The organism is Peptoniphilus gorbachii (genome assembly GCF_016908115.1).
Taxonomy (GTDB): Bacteria; Bacillota; Clostridia; order Tissierellales; family Peptoniphilaceae; genus Peptoniphilus_A; species Peptoniphilus_A gorbachii.
On sequence record NZ_JAFBDH010000006.1, the window covers coordinates 67601 to 89737 of the forward strand.

A 22137-nucleotide genomic window follows, 5' to 3' on the forward strand; every position below is an offset into this window, starting at 1 on the left:
TTCTCCTTAAAATAATATTAATCTAAACCCTTAGTAGTTTTCTTTATCAGTGGAAAACTTACAGAAATAATTGCTGGCAATAATAGTATGATTACGCACATACTTATAATTGCACCCCTAGCTAAAAATGTACAAATTGTCGATACAATTTCCATTTTTGAATAAATACCTACACCAATTGTGGCTGCCATAAAGGAAAGTGCAGATGCAACAATTGATTTAGAAGTTTCTTTTACAGACACTTTAAGAGAACCATCTACATCCTTTGACTTTTTATATTCTGCCAAAAATCTATCTGTCATTAAAATTGAGTAGTCAATTGTGGAACCAAGCTGGATTACCCCAATTATTATTGACGTGATAAATGGTATTGTGTGATTTAAATAAAATGGAACACCCATATTTATTTGAATTGCAAGTTCAATTGCGGCAATTAAAACTAGGGGAATACCAATAGACTTAAATACTATTGCAATTATTAAAAATACAACTGCAATAGAAATAATATTTACAATTTGAAAGTCTCTATCTGAAATAACTGTTAAATCATCTGTTAAAACTGCTTCTCCAGTTAAATATCCCTCATCGTCATATTTATTTATAAGACTTTTCATTTCACTAACTTGTTTTTTAACTTCAGGCGATGCAGTTTGATACTTAGAATTTGCCATAATCATCTGATAACCATTTTTTGAAAAGTTATCTTGAATTTTTTCAGGCAAAAATTCACTTGGAATAGTGTATCCAGTAACAGAACTTGCACTTAAAACAGAATTTATACCATCAAGAGCCTTTAAATCGCTTATAAGACCTTCCAAATCTGAATTTGAAAGATCATCTTTAACAACAATAAAATGAGTACTGGCCATATCATAATCTTTTTTCATTTTATTTAAGGCAACAATTGAATCTAAATCCTGTGGAAGGGACCTGTCCAAATTGTAATAAAGTTTTGTATTTACTGAACCATAAATTGCTGGAATAAAAATCAATACAAAAGCTAAAAACAAAGTCTTTTTGTGCTTTATAGTAAATTCAGACAATTTATTAAATTCCGGAAGCATGACTTTGTGATTGTATTTATTGACTAACTTTTCCACAACAAGTAACATTGCTGGAAGAACTGTAACTGTTGCTATTAAACCTATTAAAACTCCCTTACTCATTACAAGACCAATATCTTTTCCTAGACCAAGTCTCATAAAAATTAAAACTATAAAACCAGCAAAAGTTGTAAGTGATGATGCAAATAAGGAAGAAATAGTTTCTTGAACTGCCTTATCCATAGCATCATTTTTATTGTCAAAGTTTTTCTTTTCTTCAACATATCTGTGATACAAAAATATTGAATAGTCCATAGTAACAGCAAGTTGTAAAACAGCCGCTATAGCTTTTGTTATATAGGATATCTCACCTAAAAATACATTGGATCCAAAATTATACAAAACTGCATAACCAATAGTTAACATAAAGACAAAGGGTACAATAGTAGATTCATTTGTTAGAGATAAAATAATTAATCCCAAAGCTACGGCAAGAGCAACATAGATTGGTGTTTCTTTGTCGATTAAATCCTTCGTATCCTTTACAAGAGATGAAATTCCACTTAAATATTTTTGATTTGATTCTATTTTTCTAATTTCATCTATAGCATTCATTGTCTGTAAAGAAGATGATGAATCGCTAAACTTTACAATCATTAAAGTAGAGTCTTCTGCATAGAAAACATCTTTTATCTCGTCAGGCAAAAATTCACTTGGAATCATATCTCCAACAGTTGATGATTTAGAAATCACATCTTCTACTCCATCAATTTCTAGAATTTTCTCTCTCAAAACTTCTGCTTCATGGTCAGTTCCCTCAAGGATTAACATTCCTGTTGCAGCATTTTTAAAATCTTTATCCAAAATCTCTTGACCCTGAGTTGACTTTAAATCTTTAGGCAAATAAGACAAAATATCATAATTAACTTTAGTAAGTTTATAGCCTAGTAATGAAGGAATTAGAAGTAGGGTCATGACAAAAAGCACAAATTTTGGCTTGTGAGAAATAAATTTTGTAAATCTTTTCATCCAACCACTACCTAAATATCCTATCTACAATTTTATAAAGAACTGGTTTCATATCTTTTACACTTAGAATTGAATCTTCCATTAATGCCGATTCGCAAGTAGAAAGCACAATATTAATTGAAAGAGATAAAATAAATAATTTTTCTTGAGCAGATAAAATTGCTGGGAATAAATCTTCAAATTTATTTAAAATAAAATTAAGAGAATTTTCCGCCTCTTTAAATCTATTGTCATTTTCAACTTTTGCATAAAGAGCCCAATTTAAATTATTTGAAATAATTTTTAACTCTAATGGATTTTTTATTAAGTGATCAATTATATAATCAAAAAAGGAAATCAACCTCTTTTTAGAATCCTCACCTTTACACTTAGCTTCGGCACTAACAATTAATTCTGTCATAATATCTAAAACAATTTTTTCTTCAAGATCTTTTTTGTCCCTGAAGTAGAGATAAAAAGTTCCAAGTCCTAAATTCGTTCTATTCATTATGTCCCTAATTGAAGTTGCCTCAATTCCCTTTTCTTCAAAAGAAGAAAGAGCAGCAATAGTGATTTTATTTTCTTTTTCTTTTTTTCTTTCTTCAGACTTTATCATATATACTCCTTACTTTTGAACATTGTTCATCTTCGTAGAAATATGATAACTCTTTTGTGAACAAAGTTCAACTATTTTTTATTTTAATTTAAAAAAAGACTTTGCATTACACAAAGCCTAAAATTATAAATTTTATTTAATTTAAAAAATAATCAAAAGCAAAAATAAGAATTTAGCTTATTTTTCTTCACAAATAATTTCTTTATAAGATTTTTTATCAGTGTCTCCTTCTGTGGAAATACAAAGCACAACAGAATCTTTATCTAGACCAATTTTTTCTCTATAATCTTTTAAACTATTATCAGTCATAAGGCTATAAACAATGCCACTTGTTACAGCACCAGATTCCCCAGAAATAATTTTTTTATCATCAGAAATATTATTAGCAAAAAATCTCATCCCAATTTTAGTAAAAATATCATCAAAATTAAATTTATATTCATATAAGCCAATTTTCTCTCTTATAATATTAGCAATTGCATAACTAGCACCAAGAACCTTGAAAGCATTTAAGCCAAATCTATAAGACTCATCTTTTACAAAAAAACCTTTAAGTCCAATTTCTTTAGTCAAATTTTTGATCTACTAGGGAAGTTTTTTCATAATTGTCAAAGGACTCATGAAAATTATTTACAGTTTTGCCTATTCATAATCAAAATCAGAAATATTTGTATTAGACTTTTTATTTTTAATAAATGTTAAATTAATTTTTCCATAAAACACCTCTATAAAATATTTTAAATCTATCAATGGTTTAACATTTTAAAACAAAAAATGATATAAGATTCTAATTTTTTAAGTTTTAAGTCTTATTTTTACAAAAAATAAATCATATAATATAATCTAATATAGATTTAAAAATTGGAGGAAAAATGAAACTAAAAGCACTAATAATTCTTACTTCCTGTTTACTATTACTTACAGCTTGTAATAAGATTAATTTAAAAAATAGTTTTACAGCTCAAGAAAAAGAAGAAATTCAAATGTCTAACATGAATAGTGAAAAAACTTTATCTTTTGTTAAAGATTCATTAAAGGGGATAATTAAAGATGAAAACGCAGAGAAATTTATAGATCTCGTAAGAGATTATAATGATTCTATTTCTACAAATTTACTATCTTCTGATTTTTCAAATAACCTTCATCCTGATTACGACATAGGAAAAATAATAAAAAAAAGAGACAAGATAAATCACAAGTATCTCAATACAAATTGTAGAATTAACACTTTTCTTCTTTTAAAAGATAGTATAAGTTTAAAGAAAGATGTAGATATTGATGATTCTATACTTTTTATGGACACAGATATAATTGAAAAATTAAAGCTATTTAATGCAGATGAAACTAAAAAATTTAAGCAGCTTTTTAGCAGAGTAAAAACTATTAAAAGCAAAAATCCAAAGAAACATGCTAAAGTAATGTCTGACTTCTTGTCAAATTTTAATTTTCCAAAAAATTCAAAAATGATTTCTGTTGTAATTCATGATAATTTAGATGGAGATTATCTTTTTATTGGTCATGTTGGAGTCCTTCTTCCCATTGAGAAAGGCTATTTATTTTTAGAAAAAATTTCTTTTGAAGAGCCCTATCAGGCTATTAAATTTCCTGACAAAAAATCTTGCTACAAGTATTTAAAAGAAAAATTTAAGGACTATAAGGATCCCAATGTAGCAGAACCCTTTATTATGGAAAATGATGAATATGTAAATATTTAATATTAAGGATTTAAAAATTATTTTCTAAACTATAAATAAAATAATAAAAGCACAATCATAACCACCGGCTAAGCCGGTGGTTTGTTTTGCCCCTATAAGGGACTATTACCGGCAGCATTTCATGCTTTGAACTTTCTTTCTCGTGCACCAATTTTCACAGCTGGTGCTAAAGCACCTTATTTTTTGCTTTTGTTTACTTGCTCACCCGTAAACGGGTCTACAAATTCTTTAATGCTTATTTGATCTGCCATGTAATCTTCTTTTAATTGATTTTTTATATATTCTTGTATCTTTTTCACATTCTTTCCTGCTGTGTCTACATAATATCCTCTACACCAAAAGTGTCTATTTCCATATTTGTATTTTAAATTCGCATGGCCTATCAAATATTATTAGGCTACTTTTTCCTTTTGAATATCCCATTGTTTGAGATATGCTGTATTTTGGTGGGATTTCTAACAACATATGAATGTGGTCTGGACAGCATTCTGCTTCTATTATATTTATTCCTTTTCTATCACATAAATCTCTTAATATTTTTCCTATATCTTGTTTTAATCTTCCATAAATTACTTGTCTCCTATATTTGGGAGCAAATACTACGTGGTACTTACAATTCCAGGATGTATGTGATAAACTATTTTTATCCATTTTAGGATACCTCCCTTTTCTATTTATGCTACTGCCAGTAACATTAATAGTTTATCACGGGAGGTTTTTTGCTTGAAGCTAAAGCTTGTTTTCCTACCACCAGCATAGCTGGTGGTTTATTCATGCTAAAGCGTACAAAAATTGCCCCATACTGATATGGAGCAATTTTTCTATTGCTAATAATATTAAAAGATACAATGATAGATATAATCTAAAAAAAGCGAATCAATGTTGCTCTTTAATACATTTTTTAATAAACTTAGTAAATTATCAATAGAAAGTTTAACAGAAGAAAAGAAGAAAAAAAGAAAACTCCAGAATATAAAATAAGTGCTACCAGGGAATAGAAACAAATAAATAAATAAAGAACTAAGTTGTTATCATATAGAACAACATCCAGATTATTTGCTAGTAAACACGCTACAGAAAGAGAAATGCTAGAGCTTATGGAACTTTTTTATAATGAAAATCCTAATGGGAATAGGTAATTTTATAAACTTTTAATAATTTTATATAGTATAATGTATTTAGGAGGTGTTGTTTAATGGATGGTAAAAATAGTATTGGAAATAAGGTTATAGCAGCACTTATTATGATTACGGTTTGCTTTGTAGCACAATTTTTTATTCAGGGTGATGAATTAATAGTACTTATGATAATATTAGCTACGGTAATTTTAAAAGAATAATAACTATAAATCTACATTTAAATATTTTTTGTATCAATTGAGAATTCGAGATATATTGAGATAAACATTTATTTTAATCCTAATATAATTGTTTTGAAGAAATCATAATCATAAAGATATTTAGAACAAGAAAAATCAAAAATGCAGTGTCGCATGATGATTTAAAATCATCATGCGACACTGCATTTTTGAAGTAATTTTATATTAATATTCTTTAAAATAGATTTTTAAAGAACATTAATGAAACATCGCAGATCTAGATCTGAAAATATCAGCATTACCACTTATATCAATAGATGGACCAGACCAACTTACAGAAACTCCACCAAAATTAATTGTTGGATGAGCATATGCAAATGTTATTTCTACACCATCGACATAAGAATCATAACTTTTTAGTTGTAAGTAAGCTCTTCCTGAAAGAGCGACTTGACCATTGTCGGATAATCTAAAAGTACTAGAACATCCAGAGTTTGCAGATGAATCTGTTATATAGTTGAAAGTTTCATCTCTAATATATGTTCTAGTGTTTATATCACTTCTTTTCAATCTAACATTGTATCCAGTCCTTGTCATATTTTTCCCCCCATCCAAAAGCAATAGTATCATGTAAACCAGCAAGTACAGGAGCTTTATCCCATGACCAGTCATATATTACAAATCCTGAATTATTTGCGTCTAGGGTTCCGTCACGAGGAATTATAGTTAATGATGCAAACAAAGCCCTGTATTGTGTAGAAGTAGGGCTTATTTCATTAGTTGAAATTTTTCTTATTAGATTGATAGAATCTTCATTGTAACCCATATTTTGAAGTTTTAAATCGTCTAGTTTATTAAGTTCTCTAACTTTAGTATAAGCTAATTCATCTCTTGATAGTGTATAATCTTTAATTAAAGATTTAGAAATACTATCATTATGGTTAATAGATTTAATGGTAATGTTTTCATTTTCTTTATCCAAGTATATTTTTTCTGGTAAAGAATCATACTCATTTACAGTTATTGCTGCTGGATTTTTTGACATTTCCGAAAATGTTAAAATAGGTTCATTTAAAAATGCATCCATTCCTTCATCGGTTATTGCTTTCACAGGTAATGCTGAGAATAACATACAACTTGCAATAGTGATTACGCTAAATAATTTTTTCATACTAACCTCCTAAAATATATTATAAATAGTAATAGCTTACAATTAGAGGATAGCAATTAAAAAATCTAATTACAAGTCTATTAATTTTGGGAAAAATTTTATATACTAAAAGGTAATACAATAAATAGTGAATATATTTTCACTAAAAATTTTTTCTAAATAAGGTTGAGTATAAATAATTTTTTATTAAGTTAAATTTAATAAATATTATTTTCACTATATATTCAATTTACCTATATTATTTTAATAGAAAGAATTTAGTAATCCCTGATTTATTATCGGGATATCATTAAAAAGTTTTCTATTAATTTAGTAAATCAAAATTTGCACTAAAAAATTGCCCCTTTTGGAGCAATTTTTATTTTGCCTAAAATTATATTTTTATTCAGCTACTTTGTTTCCCTTATTTATCTTGTCTTCTCTCAATTTTAATCTGTTAGCTTCAAGTTCTCTCTTTCTTTCGAAAGCGTGAAGAATAAGTGCAAGAGTTACTACACCATAAGAGATAAATGTTCTGAAATATTCACCCATCATAGCATCTCCTGTTAAAACTCTTCCTGCTTGTGGAAGAACTATAAACATCAAGTGGAATAATGCAGTACCTAAAATTACATTTGGAATTGATGCCTTAGATACAGATGCACCACCTACAAGTATTGATGCTGCAGCGTAAAGTGCTGCTTGGTCTTGACCTGCATATGTTGCAAGTGTACCAATATTTTGAAGATAAATAATTTGACCATAGCAAGCAAGAACTGTTGACATTACTATTGATGCAATTCTAATTTTGTCAGAATTCATTCCTGCGTTAGAAGATACAAATTGATCCTGCCCTACTGCCTTCATATCGTGACCAAGTTTAGTATTTCTAAACCATACGATAAATAGACAAAGTAATGCAATAATACAAATTGTAACTACTGGCACGTCAAATAAAATTTGATGTTTTGCAGTTATAGGAATATTGATTCTGAACTTTAAAATATTATCAAAACCTTGAGCTGAAGCAAGAGTTATGGAGTTTTTAATACCATAACCAGCAGAAAGGACCATTGCTTTAGTCTTCATTGGAATTAAAGTTCCACAGAAATATAATAGGAAAAGCATGTACCAACCTAAGATAAAGAAGGCAAGCATCATTGATGTAATCATTTCTCTTCCTCTGGCTCTATTTAAAACTCTTCCTGAAAATTGTCCAAGTAAAACTGCAATTGGTGTACCAATAAGAGCAGCTATTAATAGTCCAGTAGCTCCAGTAAAGCCCCAATCTTGTGCAAAAATTATTCCAATTTGTCCCGCCATTGCTCCTAGTGGAATACCAAAGTTAATTCCCATACCAGCAATGATAGGTATGATTAGAGAAAGTACAAGGAATGTATTTCTTACCATTCTCTTGGAAAGTTCATTTGTTATATAAGATAGTGGTGGTTTTGCAATAATTAGTCCTGCCACAACTATAATTATAAACAAAATAGGAACCATAAATCTGTATAAAAATTCTTTTAAATTAAATTTCTTATTCATCTTTACTCCTCCTTGTTAGTGCGTAAATTATCATTCCATTTGTGATTATCATTCTTAGTATTTCTGAAATATCTATATTTAATGCACCATTTATTACAGTAGGAGTAAGAGTAATTACACCTTGGAATAAAAATGTACCAATTATTACATTTGGAATTGATGCCTTATTAATACTTGCACCACCAATTAATAGTGCAGCTACTGTTTGGAATGTAAAAGAAAGTGGCGCTTGGTAAAGTTGTATAAAACCATAGGATTGTTGATAAATAACAATTCCAATAGCAGCAATTACTGTTGAAAGAATTACAGATACAAGTCTTACTCTGTTAATATGAATACCAGAAGCTTTTGCATATTCTGAGTTAGATCCAACAGCTGTCATTGCAGTACCAGTCTTAGTCTTGAAAAATGCCCATACAATAAATGCCATAAGTGCAAATAATAAAAACATACCCATAGGAATTTGAACACCAAGTATATTAATACTTAAAAAGTTATTTAATACACCAACAGTTACCTTTGTTCCATCTTCCAAAATTTTTGACTTCATCCAATAATCTGCAACTGGAATTTGTTGGGATAGTCCCTTTCCTCCATAACTTAAAACAGAAACTGGATTCTTGTAAGGAAGAATTAAGTAGGCAATACACATAAAAGCTGTAAATGAATATCCAACATATGTTGCAATAAGCATTTCATCGCCCTTAATTCTATTTAAAAGTAGTCCGTAGAAAAATCCAAAAACAACTGCTATAAGAGATGCAAATAGCATTGCTATAAAAATCCCTTTAAAACCTGTAAAACCAAATTCAATTGAAGTTACCCCACCAAGAATTCCAGCTACAACTCCAATTGGGATACCAAAGTTAAGTCCACAACCAGATTGTACCATTGGCACAAGGGATAAAACTAAAACTGAAAACATACCAAATCTTGAAAGAACATTGTCAATAGAATCGACTAATGAAACGCCAGCCATTGGAGCTGCAATAAAGAGAATTAATAAGAAAACTCCAATGATAAGTCGTGGAATTCCAATTTTGTTAATTAAACTATTCTTTTTAGTCATTTACTGCCTCCACTTCTCCACTCATTAGAAGTCCAAATTCTGTTGCCTCAGCATCTGCTGGTAAAATACCTGCGATTTTTCCTTCGCAAATAACAGCAATTCTATTACATATACTTCTAAGTTCTTCAAGCTCTGATGAAACCATGACAATAGTTGTATTATCCTTTTCATTGCTTTCTTTCAAGGCATCAAGTACTAGTTCCTTTGCACCTATATCAATTCCTCTAGTAGGCTCAGAAACAAATAGAAGTTCTGGTTCCATGGCAAAAGCTTTGGCAAGACAAATCTTTTGTTGGTTACCACCAGATAAATTTCCTGCCTTTTGTTCTGGTCCCGTTGTCTTTATATGAAGAGATTCAATGTATTCATTAGATAGCTCTTTCATCTTAGCTTCATCTCTAAATTTAAATCCAAGAACTCTTTTTATAAATTTTTCTTGAACTTGCATTGCATTAAAAGCTATATTCCAGAAAATTGGCTCTTCCAATAAAAGACCTACTCCTCTTCTGTCTTCTGAAACAAAGGCAATTTTATTCTTTAAAATATCTAAAGTATCACCAAGTTTTAATTCCTTGCCATTATAAATTAGCTTGCCACCTACAGGATAAGTGCCCAAAATTCCATTTGGAATACCAAGCTTACCTTGACCAGCAAGACCAGCAATACCTAAAATTTCTCCTCTGATAACAGAAAGACTTACATCATAGACAGCTTCGCCAGGCATGTCAACCCAGAGATTTTCGATTTCAAGAATGTGGTCATTTTCATCTAAATCCTTATCCACCTTTTCTACAGCTATCTTCTTTGATTCATCATCTCTACCAACCATCCATTTAGCAATTTGTTCGATTGATAGATTTTCGTTCTTTTTGTCTTCAATTATTTCACCATCTCTAAGGACAACTACTTGATCACATACACTTATGATTTCACGGAGTCTATGAGTGATGAAAATTATAGATATACCAAGATCTGCAAGAGTTCTAAGAGAACTTATAAGGTTATTGGCCTCAGTCTCAGTAAGTACAGCAGTTGGTTCATCCATAATTATTAACTTAACATCTTTTCTTGTCATTTCCCTTGCAATTTCAATAAATTGCTTATGACCTACAGGCATTTCGGAAACAAGTGCACTAGTATCAATGCTAACTTCCAAAGTGTCAAGAGACTTGCCTGCAATTCTAATATTTTCCTTAGAATCAATACTCTCTAGTTTTTTACCAAAAATTTTAGATATTACAGAGGAATTCGTCTTCTCCATATCGAGAGTAATATTTTCTGCAACTGTAAATCCAGGGATTAAACTAAATTCTTGATGTACCATACCTATGCCTGCATTTAAGGCGTCAATTGGGTTTTTAAAGTCAATTAATTTTCCGTCAAAATAAATTTCACCGTTATAACCGCCAGTGTCTTTAATAACTTCCATACCGAAAATTATATTCATTAAAGTTGACTTACCGGCTCCATTTTCACCAACAAGTCCTAAAATTTCTCCCTTTTGAAGAGTGAAATTAACATCCTTTAAGACGGCATTATCGCCAAAACTCTTGCTGACATTCTTGACTTCAAGTAAACTGTTTGTCAACAAAATCCCTCCATCTTTTTAAAATAATAAAATTAAAATCAACGGTAACCCGTTGACTTTAATTTTTTTTTATAAAATAATTATTTAGCTTGTCCTTCAGCTTGTTCTTGAGCAGCTTCAATTGCATCTAAATCAACATTAAGATTCAAATACTTTTCAGGTACTTTTACTTTATCCATTCCTAGGTAACCTCTACCATATACATAAGTGTCTTGAGAAAGTAAGAAGTGATTTTCTTTAGTTTCTCCAGAAGCTCTATCTATATAGTTTTCAACCATCCATTTAGCACCTTCAGTGTATTTTTCAATAGAAGATACAATTTGTTCTTGGTTAAGAAGTTCGCCTTGTCCCTTTAAAGTGTCCATTACATGATCAAGAGCACCAAGAGTTAGTGAATAACCTAGTGAATAAGCCCAAGTACCCATTCTCTTGTCGCCGCCTTTTTCAATAACAGCTTTTTCAACAGCAGCGTTGATTGCTTGCCAATCTCCTGCCATATCTTTAATATCAACTGAGAATGCCTTTGGATAACCCATGATTGGAGATGGTAAATCTTGTTCTACAAAGATAGCTCCACCAGCTGCAACACCTCTAAGAAGTGGTTCAGTATGTGCATCATTTGTACAGAAGAAAGCAGTATCCTTACCATACTTATCAATCCAAGGTTGAATATTTTCAGCTACATATTGTTGCGCTCCTGGAATACCAATATCAGTTGTAGGATCAGGTGCATTTAATGAAATAAATTCAAGTCCTAGGTCTTTACAAGCTTCTTCCATGATTGCACGTCTAAGAGCTAAAAGTTCAATGGACATATGTCTTGGGAATGTGATGTGAGCAAATTTTTTAGCTCCCATTTCTTTAGCAGCAGCTATAATTCTGTAACCTCTGGAAACATTATCTGCATCCATTACTAGGTCAGCTGCTTTTTCAACCATTACTGTATCTTCTTGTGCAACTAAGTTTACAAGAATGATATCAGGTCTTTTTTCTCTAATTTGATTAAAGGCTGCTACAGTTCCTGGAACTGATTGATTTACAATTACAGCTTTCATTAGAGGGTCATCTGCCATAGCTACAATCTTTGAAATTGTAGTTTCTTGTTCAGCTTCAAATCTGTCTGGATAAGTATCGTGTTTAATAACTCCACCTTGATCAGCAGAACCATAAAGTTCAATAGCTTTTTGTGCAGCACGGAACTCATCTTCGCCTTGTGATACTGTACCAGTTATAATTCCAACGTGGAATTCTTCGCCATCTTTTAATGTTTCGAATTGTGCTTTTACGCCATCTTCTTTAACATCGGCTGAAGCAGTTGTTTCTTTGCTATCTGCTTTTTTAGCACCATTGTCTACTTTTTGACAACTAGTGAAAGCCATAACTGCTAAAAACAGTATCATAATACCCATAAACCTTTTAAATTTTACTTTCATTTTTTACACCTCTTCTAATTTATTTATTATTGGTTTATAAATTATAGTGATTTTATCACATTAAACAGTAAAGGTCAATAAAATTCTCAATATATGAGCATATATATGAATTTTTAAATACAAAATTTTTACCTAATATTTACAGAAAGTAAAATTTAATTTTGATATATTTTTGAAAATTAATTTTCTTGTAATATACAAATTATATAAGATTTTTTTCAACAATTTAAAAGGAGCTTTTTTTTAAATAAAAAGTATTAATAATATAAATAATATTACTAAAAGAATAATACTTTTTTTATTTTCTACTTTATATAAGTAAATTATTGTAAAATAAAAAAGGCTGAACAAATATTGCTAAGCCCTTGAAATAACATAAAATAATAAGATTTTTAAAATATAAATTAAAATAGTAGATACAAATTCTCATTAACAATGAATAAAATCCACGACATATATTTAGGGATACTATACTAAACTTACTATCATTAATTATTTTTACTTATAATAACTAAAAATAATTTAAAGTGAAATTTAAAACGATTTCATAGTCCATACTAAAGAATAAAAACTTAAATATAGCAAAATTCTTTTCTTATGTAAAATTTTAAAAAAATTACTATTCATAGCAAATTATTTTTAAAAACTATTTTTCTCTATCTTCAAAAAATAAAATTATAAAAGAAATTGTAAGAAAAGCCGCTGCAATTAAAATTGACTTTATGCCAAAATAATCTGATGTAATGTAGCCAAGAGCTGCACCCATGCCAAAAATAAAAATTACAGTATAATATTTTTTTGAATTTTCTAGATACTTTCTATCCTTAGTTATGTGATACTTTGAAAGATTTTCTGTTGCACTTCTTAGATTTCCTATGCACATTGTAGTTGCAAAGTTAAGACCATAAATTTTTTTAAAGGCATAAACTTGCATGGCACAAGAAAAAGATAGTAGTGCATTGGCAAGATTATTTAAGTTTTCAGGAATTATTGAAACTACAATCATAATTATTATTTCAAAGGCAACTATATATTGGCGCCAATGTAGGATTTTTTTCTCAATGGCATCTTCAAAACGCACAGCCACATATACACCAAAGGCAAAGGATAGGACTGGTATTAAATATGATAGAGATGCCTTAAAATTTAAATCAACAATATTTTTAAAGAGCAGCACAATATTTCCCGTCTGTGCATTTGCAAAGACTTTTCCCCTCATTAGATATGAATAGGCATCTTGAAATCCACCTGCAATTGTTATAAATACTAAAACTAAAAAGGTTTCGTGTAAATTTTCATAGGTTTTTATCTTCAAATTAATCACCACTTATAGTTTAATACAAATAAAATTTTCTGCAATATAAAAGATGCTATGAATTTTTATCACAGCATCTTAATTAATTTAATTTTATTTAGTGCCAATGTCTTTTCTAAAATAAGCTCCATCAAATTTTATTTTTTCTACATTTGCATAAGCTTTTTCTCGAGCTTCCTCTAAATTTTTACCTAGAGCTGTAACTGATAGGACTCTTCCACCATTTGTGTAAAGAGCATCAGATTTTTTTGTTCCATTGTGGAAAACTATTATGTCCTTATCCACATTTTCTAATCCAGTAATTTTCTTTCCCTTTTCATAGGATCCTGGATAGCCGCCTGAACACATAATAACTGTAAGACAAGTTTCATCTTTCCACTTTATGTCTTCTTTCTTTAATTTTCCATCAATAGTTTTATTTAAAAGATCAAATAAATCACAGTCAAGTCTTGGCATTAAAACTTCTGTCTCTGGATCGCCAAAGCGAACATTAAATTCCAAAACCTTTGGCTTATCTTCTTCAATCATGAAGCCAATAAATAAAATTCCCGAATAAGATAATTTTTCCCCATCAAGCCCATCTTCAATTTGTCTATAAATTTTTTCAAGATTTTTTTCCAGTTCAGGGCTTGCTGCTACTGGTGAATAAGTTCCTACACCGCCAGTATTTGGACCCTTATCGCCATCAAAAATTTGCTTGTGGTCCTTTGCCCTTTCTAGTGGAAATAATTTATTATTTGATACAAGACAAAGTACAGAAGCTTCTTCGCCTCTTAAAAATTCTTCTATGACAACAGTACTACCTTCGTCTCCAAAAATTTTATCCTTAAATATTTTATGAAGAGCGTCTTTTGCTTCCTCTATATTTTGACAAATGATTACGCCCTTTCCTAGACAAAGTCCATCAGCTTTTACTACAAGTGGATAGGAAAATTCAGATAATCCCTTTATAGCGTCGTCATAATTTTCAAAACTTCTATATTTTGCAGTTGGAATAGAATATTTTTCCAAAAACTTTTTTGTAAATTCCTTTGATTTTTCAAATCTTGCACAAGCTTTGTTAGGACCAAAAACTTTTAAGCCATTTTCATTAAAGGCATCTACTATTCCCATGCAAAGTGGATCTTCTGGACCAACTACTGTTAAATCAATCTTTTCTTCACTGGCAAATTTTAAAAGTCCATGAATATCCTTGGGATCAATGTCAAGATTTTCACAAAAATCTTCTGTGCCACCGTTTCCTCTTGCCATGAATATTTTATCAACGCTTTTACTTTCACTAAGTTTCCATGCAAGGGCATGTTCTCTTCCGCCATTTCCAATAACAAGTACCTTCATTTGTCCTCCTAGTGTCTGAAATGTCTTATATTAGTAAAGACAAGACAAATATCATGCTCATTTGCATAGTCTATAACTTCTTGATCTTTAACAGAACCGCCTGGCTGAACTATTACATCAATGCCAGCCTTATCGAGAAGTTCAATTGTGTCTCTAAAGAAAAATCCATCAGATGCAAGAACAGCTCCCTTAGCTTTTTCTCCAGCTCTATCAATTGCTTCTTCAACAGCCCAAGATCTTTTTGTTTCACCTTGACCAAGAGCAAGTGTGCCGCCATCTTTAGCAATTACAACTGAATTTGAGAAAGTTGTCTTGCAGCAAGTAAAGGCAAATTTTAATTCTTCTAATTCTTTTTCATTAGGTTTTCTATTAGAAACAAAGGAAAGTTTATCATCATCCCAAACTAAATCATCTGAATCTTGTATGATGATGCCATTTAAAACTTGCTTAAATCTCTTTCCAGCTTCATAAAGTCTTTGGAATTCAGGAATTTCAACAAGTCTTATATTTTTCTTTTGACTTAAAATATCAAAGGCTTCCTTAGAAAAACTTGGTGCAACAACAATTTCAAGGAAAATTTTTGAAAGATGTTCTGCAATTTTTTTGTCAACTTCCCTATTAAGGGCAATGATTCCACCAAAAATTGATTCATCATCACATTCATAGGCTTTGATGAAAGCTTCTTCAAGATTTTCCCCTGTTCCAATTCCACAAGGATCAGTATGTTTAATAGCAACTGCAGCTGGTTTTTCAAAATTTACAACTGCATTAAGGGCAGAATACATATCATTTAAGTTGTTATAGGAAATTTGTTTTCCATGAAGAACCTTGTATTCAATTTTGTCTGGAGAATAAGAGTCCTCGTAAAAAGCTGCCTTTTGATGTGGATTTTCTCCATATCTCAATTCTTCTGAAAGTTTGTAGCTCTTGTTAATATATTTAGGAAATTCTTCAGGAAGTCTCTTTAAGAAATAATTTGAAATGACAGCATCATAGTGAGCTGTGTAGTTAAAGGCCTTTTTTGCAAGATATTCTTTAAATTCTAAATTATCTCCCTCTAAATTATTAAGTACATCTTTATAATCACTTGGATCAGTTACAATAAAAACATCTCTGTAATTTTTAGCAGCAGCCCTAATCATAGAAGGACCACCAATATCAATGTTTTCAATCATTGTTTCGTGATCTGCTTTATCAAGTAATTTTTCTTCAAAGGGATAAAGATTATTTACAACCATATCAATTGCATCTATTCCCTCATCCTTTAAAGTTTCCATGTGTTCTTTTATGTCGCGTCTGGCTAAAATGCCACCGTGAATTTTTGGATTTAGGGTTTTAACTCTTCCATCTAAAATTTCTGGAAAACCTGTTACAGAATCCACAGAAATTACATCAATTCCTGCATCTTTTAATTTTTTAAAAGTTCCGCCAGTAGAAATGATTTCCCAATTTCTATTTGCAAGTTCCTTTGCAAAATCTACAATTCCTTCTTTGTCAAAAACTGAAATAAGTGCTCTCATACTAACCTCCGATCACAACTTTTCCATTAAGGACTTTTAATTTATCTTCACAAAAATATTTTACAGAAAGAGGCAAAATTTCATGCTCAATCTTTAAAACTTTTTTTTGAAGTTCTTCAGGAGTTTCATCTCCCACTTCAGTAATTTTTTGCATGATAATAGGACCCTCATCTGCACCCTCATTTACAAAATGAGTAGTGGCACCAGTGTATTTTACACCTTTTTTGATGACGGCCTCATGTACTTTTAATCCATAATAACCCCTGCCACAAAAGGCAGGGATTAAAGATGGATGTATATTTATTATTTTGTTTTCAAAAATTTTGGTAATTTTTTCTGGCAAGATTTTTAAATATCCCGCAAGAACAATTAAATCTATTTTATTTTCAGATAAAGTGCTTATAAGTTTTTCGTCGTCTTTTATTACTACAGCCTTTATGCCTGCATTTTTTGCACGAGTAAGCCCATAAGCATCTTCTCTATTAGAAATGACAATTTTAATATTTCCATTGATATAATTATTTTTTGTATTGTCAATGATGGCTTGAAGATTTGTGCCACCACCTGAAATTAAAACTGCAATATTTTTAGAAGCTAAGTTCAATTTTATCTTCTCCAGTTACAACTTTTCCAAGCTCATAAAGCTTCAAGTCGCTATTTTTAAAGAAATTAGTAACTTTATCTCTATCTTCTTCTTTAACTACAAAAGTAAGTCCAACTCCCATATTAAAAGTAGAATACATATCTTTATCTTTAAGATCTGCCCACTTCTTTAGAAGTTTAAAAATTTCTGGAGTTTCTACAACAGATGCGTCAACTTTTGCACAAAGCCCATCTGGAATCATTCTTGGAATGTTTTCGTAAAAACCACCACCAGTAATATGGCTCATACCCTTGATGTCAACAAGCTTTAGTAGTTCAAGAATTTCTTTTACATAAATTCTTGTTGGTTTTAAAAGTTCTTCACCTAAAGTGCAACCTAGCTCATCAAATTTTTCACTTAAATCAAAGTTGCAGTGATCAAAGACAATTTTTCTAACTAGAGAATAACCATTAGAGTGAATTCCATTAGAAGAAAGTCCAAAAATTAGGTCTCCTTCTTTAATGTCTGAACCGTCAATAATTTTATCCTTATCAACAATACCAACAGCAAAACCAGCAAGATCATATTGATCTTCTTGATAAACTCCTGGCATTTCAGCAGTTTCTCCACCAATAAGTGATGCAGAAGACTGAATACATCCTTCAGCAACTCCCTTAACAATTTCTTCCATTTTTTCTGGTACTAATTTGCCAGTAGCAATGTAGTCCAAGAAGAAAAGAGGTTTTGCCCCTTGACACAAAATGTCATTTACACACATTGCAACGCAGTCGATACCAATAGTATCGTGTTTGTTTAACTTGTGAGCCAAAATAACTTTTGTACCAACTCCGTCAGTTCCACTAACAAGAACTGGATTTTTAATTTCACTTAAATCTAAATTAAATAGACCTGAAAAACCGCCAAGGGATGATAAAACATCCTTTGACTGAGTTTTTGCAACAATACTTTTAATTAATTCAACTTCTCTTTGACCGGCATCAACATCTACGCCTGCGTCTTTATAATTAATTGCCATCTCCGCTCCTTTTATCCTTCGTAAACATAATCGGTGTTTGCAATTTTTTCTGACATGTCAGATCTAAATTTCTTTAACTTTTCCTTTAAATTATCATCAGAAACAGCTAAAATTTCTGCTGCTAAAATTGCAGCATTTTCTCCACCATTTATGGCAACAGTAGCAACTGGTACTCCGCTTGGCATTTGAACAGTGGAAAGAAGGGCATCAAGTCCGTCAAGAGTTGAACTCTTAACAGGAACTCCAATGACTGGTCTAGTTGTAAGAGCTGCAATTACACCACCAAGGTGAGCAGCTTTTCCTGCAATTGAAATGAAAACTTGGCTTTCATCTTCTGCATTTTTTACATAATCTTGCAATTGATTTAAGGCTCTGTGAGCAGAAATTACTTTGGCGTCATACTCAATTCCAAATTCCATTAATTTTGCAACAATTTTATCTGCAATTTCTCTGTCAGAAATTGAACCCATTATAATTGATACTCTCATTTTTTCTCCTTAAATATTTAAATATTTTGAAACATCAAGTGGTTTTACATATTCGCCATCTTTATAAGCTCTCATGTTTCCACCACTTACTTCGTCAATTAATACGATTTCGTCAGAACCTTCAAGTTTACCATATTCAAATTTGATATCGTAAAGGTCAAGTCCACTTTCAGCTAAAATATCTTTAACAACATTAGCAATTTTTTTATTCATTTCAACAATCTTATCATATTCTTCAGTTTTTAGAATACCTAGAACAGCAAGACCTTCTCTTGTAATTAGAGGATCGTCTCTTCCATCATCTTTTAAAGTTATTTCAGTATATTCAGGAAGTTCTTGACCTTCTTCAACATAAAGACCATATCTTCTGTAGAAAGAACCTACTGCTTTAAATCTTGTAATAACTTCAAGACCCTTGCCAAAAACCTTTGCTCTTTTTACTTCCATTAAATTATTATCAACATCTGCAGAAATGTAGTGAGTATTAATTCCAGCTTCGTTAATTTTTTCGAAGAAGTATTTAGTAACTTTTAAGCACTCTTTTCCTGCACCTTCAACACTACCAGCTACTTGGTTTCCACCAGTATCAAAAACTCCGTCAGTTCCTGTCATATCATCCTTAAATTTAAGGTAACATCTTCCATCTTCTTCTAAAACATTCTTAGTTTTTCCTTGGTAAATAGTCTTCATAATTTCCTCCAGTAAAATAAAATAAAGCCCAAAGAGGCAGATTTTTGTAAAACCTACCCCTCTGGGCTTTTTTCCCTAAGGTGTGATACTTAAAAAAAGTACCCGTACCGCTCGGTCCTTGGCAAAGCCCGGATCCCTAGGCACACTTTCACTCAAAATATGAGCTCTCATACAAATAGATATTAACAATTTTATTTTTAATTGTCAATAGTTTTTCAAAACTAATTAAACCACTCATACAAAAGGATGCAACAAATAGGATTGCCTTAATTGTAGTGAAAAACTGTATTTTTAATATTAAATTTTAGTAAATATAAAGTAAAAAAACTTTTTTAACCTTTAAATTTTTTGTTAAATATTTTTTATACTTACTGATCTTTCACTAGAATCCCACTCAATATTTTGATCTATTCCATCTTCTGTATTTCCATTTGTAAGACCGAAGGCCTTAGAAATATTTGTAATAGGAAGAAATATTCTATTATTTTCGATTTTTACCTTTGAATATAAATTTTCTCTCACTCCATTTATTTCTATTTCAGAAGAATCAATTTGTACTTTTACAAGTCTACCTTCCTTAGTAAAGCTTGCAAGTCTCTTATCTTCATCCCACTTGACATCAAGGCCCAAGATTTCTGCAATAAGTCTCATAGGTAAAAGAGTCCTATTATTTTCAATCATTGGAGCTACATCAACTTTCACTTTTTTACTTTCGCCCATATTTAGAACTTCATAATAGCTTTTTCCTATATAAAAGTTACAAGTCTTTTCTTCTCTTTCTTGCACCTTTTTATTTTCTATTCCTTTTTCCCTGTCATTTTTTTCATCCTTGCCAGAATAATTTACAAATACAGGATAAGTCTTTTCTATATTATCTCTATGTGTTAAAGAGTCGTAATTATTTTCATATACGTCAACTATTTCAGCATTATCTTCTATATCTATCCAATGAATTTCACTATTCTTTTCATCTTCAGAATAATTAAATTCAATTACTTGAACTGTTCCTGAAACTTCATTTGCTACTAATACTAGAGGCTTTCCTGTTGGAGAGTCTTTTGCTTCTATGGCACACAAACCTTCTGGTCCAATATTTCCTCTTTTTTCAAGTCCAATTTCTTCTTTATCATTTACAGACTTAATAAAAATTCTGTTGTTAAAATAATCTTTATAAACTGGATTACTTGGATCAGTAATATCATAAATCATAATTCCTGAAATTCTTTCAAGACCAACTATGGCATAAGTCTTATCCTTTATATTTAATACAGCTATATTTTCAGCTTCAGGTCCTTTTTTATTTGATCTTGCATCTAATTTATCTGGACCTTTATCCTCGTCATAACTTGTATTAAAGAAATCAGGAAAAATTCTCGCTGTGATTTTTTCAAAGTCTGAGCCAGAATTGTAAACTCTTGTCAAATCACTTGCATCATAAATTGAAAAAGATCTGCCACCTAGAAGATAAATTTTATTTTCATCTAGTCCATCTGTCTTATCATTATCAAGGTATTCAGTTTTCTTGTTAGCTTTTTCGTCAAACTTTTTAGATTTTGTATTTTCGTATTTATTTTTCTTTTTGCCCCATTCCCTTGCATCGCCTTCATTGGCAGTTAATATATAATCTTTTCCATCCTTTGATAGAAAGGCAATACCATCTGGCATTGGAGTTCCAAAAAAATTGTCCCTCTTTATATCAATCTTGGCATTGTCACCCTTTCCTCTAACTGCATCAATTTCATTACCAGGTAAACTGTGATCAATAAAGCCAAGACCCTTTACATAATTTATTTTTCCACTTTCAATATCAATTGAAGCTATGGCATTATTTTCTTGAAGTGATACATAAGCAGTCTTATTATCATCAGAAATAGCAATATATTCTGGCTCAAGGTCTTCTACTGGATTTGAATCTTTCTTTAAAAGAAGACCGTCTTTTAAAGCTTTATCTCTATCAATATTAAATTCAACTTTATTTGTGCTTTTATCTTCAACATTAATAATTGTTACGCTGCCCTTGGGGTCCACTGCTCCCTTATCATAGCCTTCTCTTGGCTCACCTTCATCTGCTGATAAAATATACTTCCCGTCTTTTGTGAAAGTAACCATGTCAGGCTGTACTCCAGATTCATATGCTTCTACAAAATTTCCATCTTTATCTAAAATTACAATGTGACCATTATTTTTGTAATCTTCATCTTGCACTGCAACAGCAAGTAAATTTTTTTCATTGGAATAAGAAACTGAGGTCATATCTCCTACATTTATGTCTTGACCTTTTAAGGCATCTCCTATATTTATTCTTTTCTTACACTCTGTACTTCCATCACTATTAATTTTTACAAGGTCAATGCTTTGTGTCACGCCACTTACAAGATAAAAAACTTTGTCTTTTTTGTTGTAAGTCACAATTTCAGCAACTCCACCATTTGCATTTGCTCTTCCCACTGAATAAGAAGAAAGCTCTCTTACAAATCCTCTGTCGCTATCATTTTTTTGATAAGTTTCTGCAGCAAAGGCAGGTACAAATAAGGACATACATGTTACAGTGACAAGTCCTAACTTTAAAATAATTTTTTTCATAAGTGCCTCCAATACTATTTCTTAAATGTTATAAGGGAAATGTATAAAGTTTTATAAAAGATAGTAAATTATTGGTAAAAAAAACTTCTAGGTAATACC

Annotated in this window: 19 protein-coding genes and 1 pseudogene; 2 read left to right on the top strand and 18 right to left on the bottom strand. The window is 30.6% G+C overall.

Going from position 1 to position 22137, the window contains the following annotated elements:
- Positions 1 to 17 precede the first annotated feature (17 nt).
- The 3 genes from JOD41_RS06685 to JOD41_RS06695 form a co-directional block, all read right to left on the bottom strand.
- Positions 18 to 2072, bottom strand: a complete 2055-nt coding sequence (locus JOD41_RS06685) for an efflux RND transporter permease subunit (protein ID WP_205052143.1) — start codon at positions 2070 to 2072, stop codon at positions 18 to 20.
- Between the two features lie 7 nt (positions 2073 to 2079).
- Positions 2080 to 2667, bottom strand: a complete 588-nt coding sequence (locus JOD41_RS06690) for a TetR/AcrR family transcriptional regulator (protein WP_205052144.1) — start codon at positions 2665 to 2667, stop codon at positions 2080 to 2082.
- 177 nt (positions 2668 to 2844) lie between these two features.
- On the bottom strand, positions 2845 to 3240 hold the full coding sequence (locus JOD41_RS06695) for a hypothetical protein (RefSeq protein WP_205052145.1): 396 nt from the start codon (positions 3238 to 3240) through the stop codon (positions 2845 to 2847).
- Positions 3241 to 3539: 299 nt separating this feature from the next.
- Here JOD41_RS06695 and JOD41_RS06700 point away from each other — a divergent pair, with 299 nt between their 5' ends.
- Positions 3540 to 4382 (top strand): DUF4300 family protein, encoded by an 843-nt coding sequence (locus JOD41_RS06700; protein ID WP_205052146.1) that lies wholly within the window; start codon positions 3540 to 3542, stop codon positions 4380 to 4382.
- A 176-nt stretch (positions 4383 to 4558) separates the two neighbouring features.
- On the opposite strand, the pseudogene tnpA reads toward JOD41_RS06700, so the two are convergent.
- Positions 4559 to 5033, bottom strand: a pseudogene (gene tnpA, locus JOD41_RS06705) (IS200/IS605 family transposase).
- 544 nt (positions 5034 to 5577) lie between these two features.
- On the opposite strand from tnpA, the gene JOD41_RS06710 reads away from it, so the two are divergent.
- Positions 5578 to 5721, top strand: a complete 144-nt coding sequence (locus tag JOD41_RS06710; protein ID WP_205052147.1) for a hypothetical protein — start codon at positions 5578 to 5580, stop codon at positions 5719 to 5721.
- 237 nt (positions 5722 to 5958) lie between these two features.
- Here the strand turns inward: JOD41_RS06710 and JOD41_RS06715 are convergent, their stop codons facing one another.
- From JOD41_RS06715 to JOD41_RS06780, 14 genes are all read right to left on the bottom strand, one after another.
- The gene (locus tag JOD41_RS06715; RefSeq protein WP_205052148.1) at positions 5959 to 6297 is read right to left on the bottom strand and encodes a hypothetical protein; all 339 of its coding nucleotides are present in this window, start codon (positions 6295 to 6297) and stop codon (positions 5959 to 5961) included.
- Positions 6272 to 6871 (bottom strand): hypothetical protein, encoded by a 600-nt coding sequence (locus tag JOD41_RS06720; protein ID WP_205052149.1) that lies wholly within the window; start codon positions 6869 to 6871, stop codon positions 6272 to 6274. Before JOD41_RS06720 ends, JOD41_RS06715 begins: the two co-directional genes overlap by 26 nt.
- Positions 6872 to 7252: 381 nt before the next feature.
- On the bottom strand, positions 7253 to 8395 hold the full coding sequence (locus JOD41_RS06725) for an ABC transporter permease subunit (RefSeq protein WP_205052150.1): 1143 nt from the start codon (positions 8393 to 8395) through the stop codon (positions 7253 to 7255).
- Positions 8388 to 9464 (bottom strand): ABC transporter permease subunit, encoded by a 1077-nt coding sequence (locus tag JOD41_RS06730; protein WP_205052151.1) that lies wholly within the window; start codon positions 9462 to 9464, stop codon positions 8388 to 8390. Before JOD41_RS06730 ends, JOD41_RS06725 begins: the two co-directional genes overlap by 8 nt.
- Positions 9457 to 11052: a sugar ABC transporter ATP-binding protein gene (locus JOD41_RS06735; RefSeq protein ID WP_205052152.1), complete on the bottom strand. Its 1596-nt coding sequence runs from the start codon at positions 11050 to 11052 to the stop codon at positions 9457 to 9459. Before JOD41_RS06735 ends, JOD41_RS06730 begins: the two co-directional genes overlap by 8 nt.
- 80 nt (positions 11053 to 11132) lie before the next feature.
- Entirely contained in the window at positions 11133 to 12485 is a 1353-nt protein-coding gene (locus JOD41_RS06740) for a DUF3798 domain-containing protein (protein ID WP_205052153.1), read from the bottom strand.
- A 646-nt stretch (positions 12486 to 13131) separates the two neighbouring features.
- On the bottom strand, positions 13132 to 13809 hold the full coding sequence (locus tag JOD41_RS06745; protein WP_338046853.1) for a YoaK family protein: 678 nt from the start codon (positions 13807 to 13809) through the stop codon (positions 13132 to 13134).
- An 84-nt stretch (positions 13810 to 13893) separates the two neighbouring features.
- Positions 13894 to 15138, bottom strand: a complete 1245-nt coding sequence (gene purD / locus JOD41_RS06750) for a phosphoribosylamine--glycine ligase (protein ID WP_205052155.1) — start codon at positions 15136 to 15138, stop codon at positions 13894 to 13896.
- Positions 15139 to 15146: 8 nt separating this feature from the next.
- Positions 15147 to 16658, bottom strand: a complete 1512-nt coding sequence (gene purH / locus JOD41_RS06755) for a bifunctional phosphoribosylaminoimidazolecarboxamide formyltransferase/IMP cyclohydrolase (protein WP_205052156.1) — start codon at positions 16656 to 16658, stop codon at positions 15147 to 15149.
- A 1-nt stretch (position 16659) separates the two neighbouring features.
- Entirely contained in the window at positions 16660 to 17262 is a 603-nt protein-coding gene (purN, locus tag JOD41_RS06760) for a phosphoribosylglycinamide formyltransferase (protein ID WP_205052157.1), read from the bottom strand.
- Complete coding sequence (gene purM, locus JOD41_RS06765) at positions 17246 to 18277, bottom strand: phosphoribosylformylglycinamidine cyclo-ligase (RefSeq protein ID WP_205052158.1); 1032 nt, start codon at positions 18275 to 18277, stop codon at positions 17246 to 17248. Before purM ends, purN begins: the two co-directional genes overlap by 17 nt.
- Positions 18278 to 18288: 11 nt before the next feature.
- A complete protein-coding gene (gene purE / locus JOD41_RS06770; protein WP_205052159.1) occupies positions 18289 to 18765 on the bottom strand; it encodes a 5-(carboxyamino)imidazole ribonucleotide mutase in 477 nt (158 codons plus the stop codon).
- A gap of 9 nt (positions 18766 to 18774) precedes the next feature.
- Positions 18775 to 19455 (bottom strand): phosphoribosylaminoimidazolesuccinocarboxamide synthase, encoded by a 681-nt coding sequence (locus JOD41_RS06775; RefSeq protein ID WP_205052160.1) that lies wholly within the window; start codon positions 19453 to 19455, stop codon positions 18775 to 18777.
- Between the two features lie 351 nt (positions 19456 to 19806).
- Positions 19807 to 22038 carry a choice-of-anchor I family protein gene (locus JOD41_RS06780; RefSeq protein WP_205052161.1) on the bottom strand — a complete coding sequence of 744 codons (2232 nt, stop codon included), beginning with the start codon at positions 22036 to 22038 and terminating at the stop codon, positions 19807 to 19809.
- Positions 22039 to 22137 lie beyond the last annotated feature (99 nt).

What these genes read in the sequence shown, in the direction of transcription:
- JOD41_RS06685 (WP_205052143.1), bottom strand. Translation starts at nt 2,072, where the DNA reads ATGAAAAGATTTACAAAATTTATTTCTCACAAGCCAAAATTTGTGCTT.
- JOD41_RS06690 (WP_205052144.1), bottom strand. Translation starts at nt 2,667, where the DNA reads ATGATAAAGTCTGAAGAAAGAAAAAAAGAAAAAGAAAATAAAATCACT.
- JOD41_RS06700 (WP_205052146.1), top strand. Translation starts at nt 3,540, where the DNA reads ATGAAACTAAAAGCACTAATAATTCTTACTTCCTGTTTACTATTACTT.
- JOD41_RS06710 (WP_205052147.1), top strand. Translation starts at nt 5,578, where the DNA reads ATGGATGGTAAAAATAGTATTGGAAATAAGGTTATAGCAGCACTTATT.
- JOD41_RS06715 (WP_205052148.1), bottom strand. Translation starts at nt 6,297, where the DNA reads ATGACAAGGACTGGATACAATGTTAGATTGAAAAGAAGTGATATAAAC.
- JOD41_RS06720 (WP_205052149.1), bottom strand. Translation starts at nt 6,871, where the DNA reads ATGAAAAAATTATTTAGCGTAATCACTATTGCAAGTTGTATGTTATTC.
- JOD41_RS06725 (WP_205052150.1), bottom strand. Translation starts at nt 8,395, where the DNA reads ATGAATAAGAAATTTAATTTAAAAGAATTTTTATACAGATTTATGGTT.
- JOD41_RS06730 (WP_205052151.1), bottom strand. Translation starts at nt 9,464, where the DNA reads ATGACTAAAAAGAATAGTTTAATTAACAAAATTGGAATTCCACGACTT.
- JOD41_RS06740 (WP_205052153.1), bottom strand. Translation starts at nt 12,485, where the DNA reads ATGAAAGTAAAATTTAAAAGGTTTATGGGTATTATGATACTGTTTTTA.
- purD (WP_205052155.1), bottom strand. Translation starts at nt 15,138, where the DNA reads ATGAAGGTACTTGTTATTGGAAATGGCGGAAGAGAACATGCCCTTGCA.
- purH (WP_205052156.1), bottom strand. Translation starts at nt 16,658, where the DNA reads ATGAGAGCACTTATTTCAGTTTTTGACAAAGAAGGAATTGTAGATTTT.
- purM (WP_205052158.1), bottom strand. Translation starts at nt 18,277, where the DNA reads ATGGCAATTAATTATAAAGACGCAGGCGTAGATGTTGATGCCGGTCAA.
- purE (WP_205052159.1), bottom strand. Translation starts at nt 18,765, where the DNA reads ATGAGAGTATCAATTATAATGGGTTCAATTTCTGACAGAGAAATTGCA.
- JOD41_RS06775 (WP_205052160.1), bottom strand. Translation starts at nt 19,455, where the DNA reads ATGAAGACTATTTACCAAGGAAAAACTAAGAATGTTTTAGAAGAAGAT.
- JOD41_RS06780 (WP_205052161.1), bottom strand. Translation starts at nt 22,038, where the DNA reads ATGAAAAAAATTATTTTAAAGTTAGGACTTGTCACTGTAACATGTATG.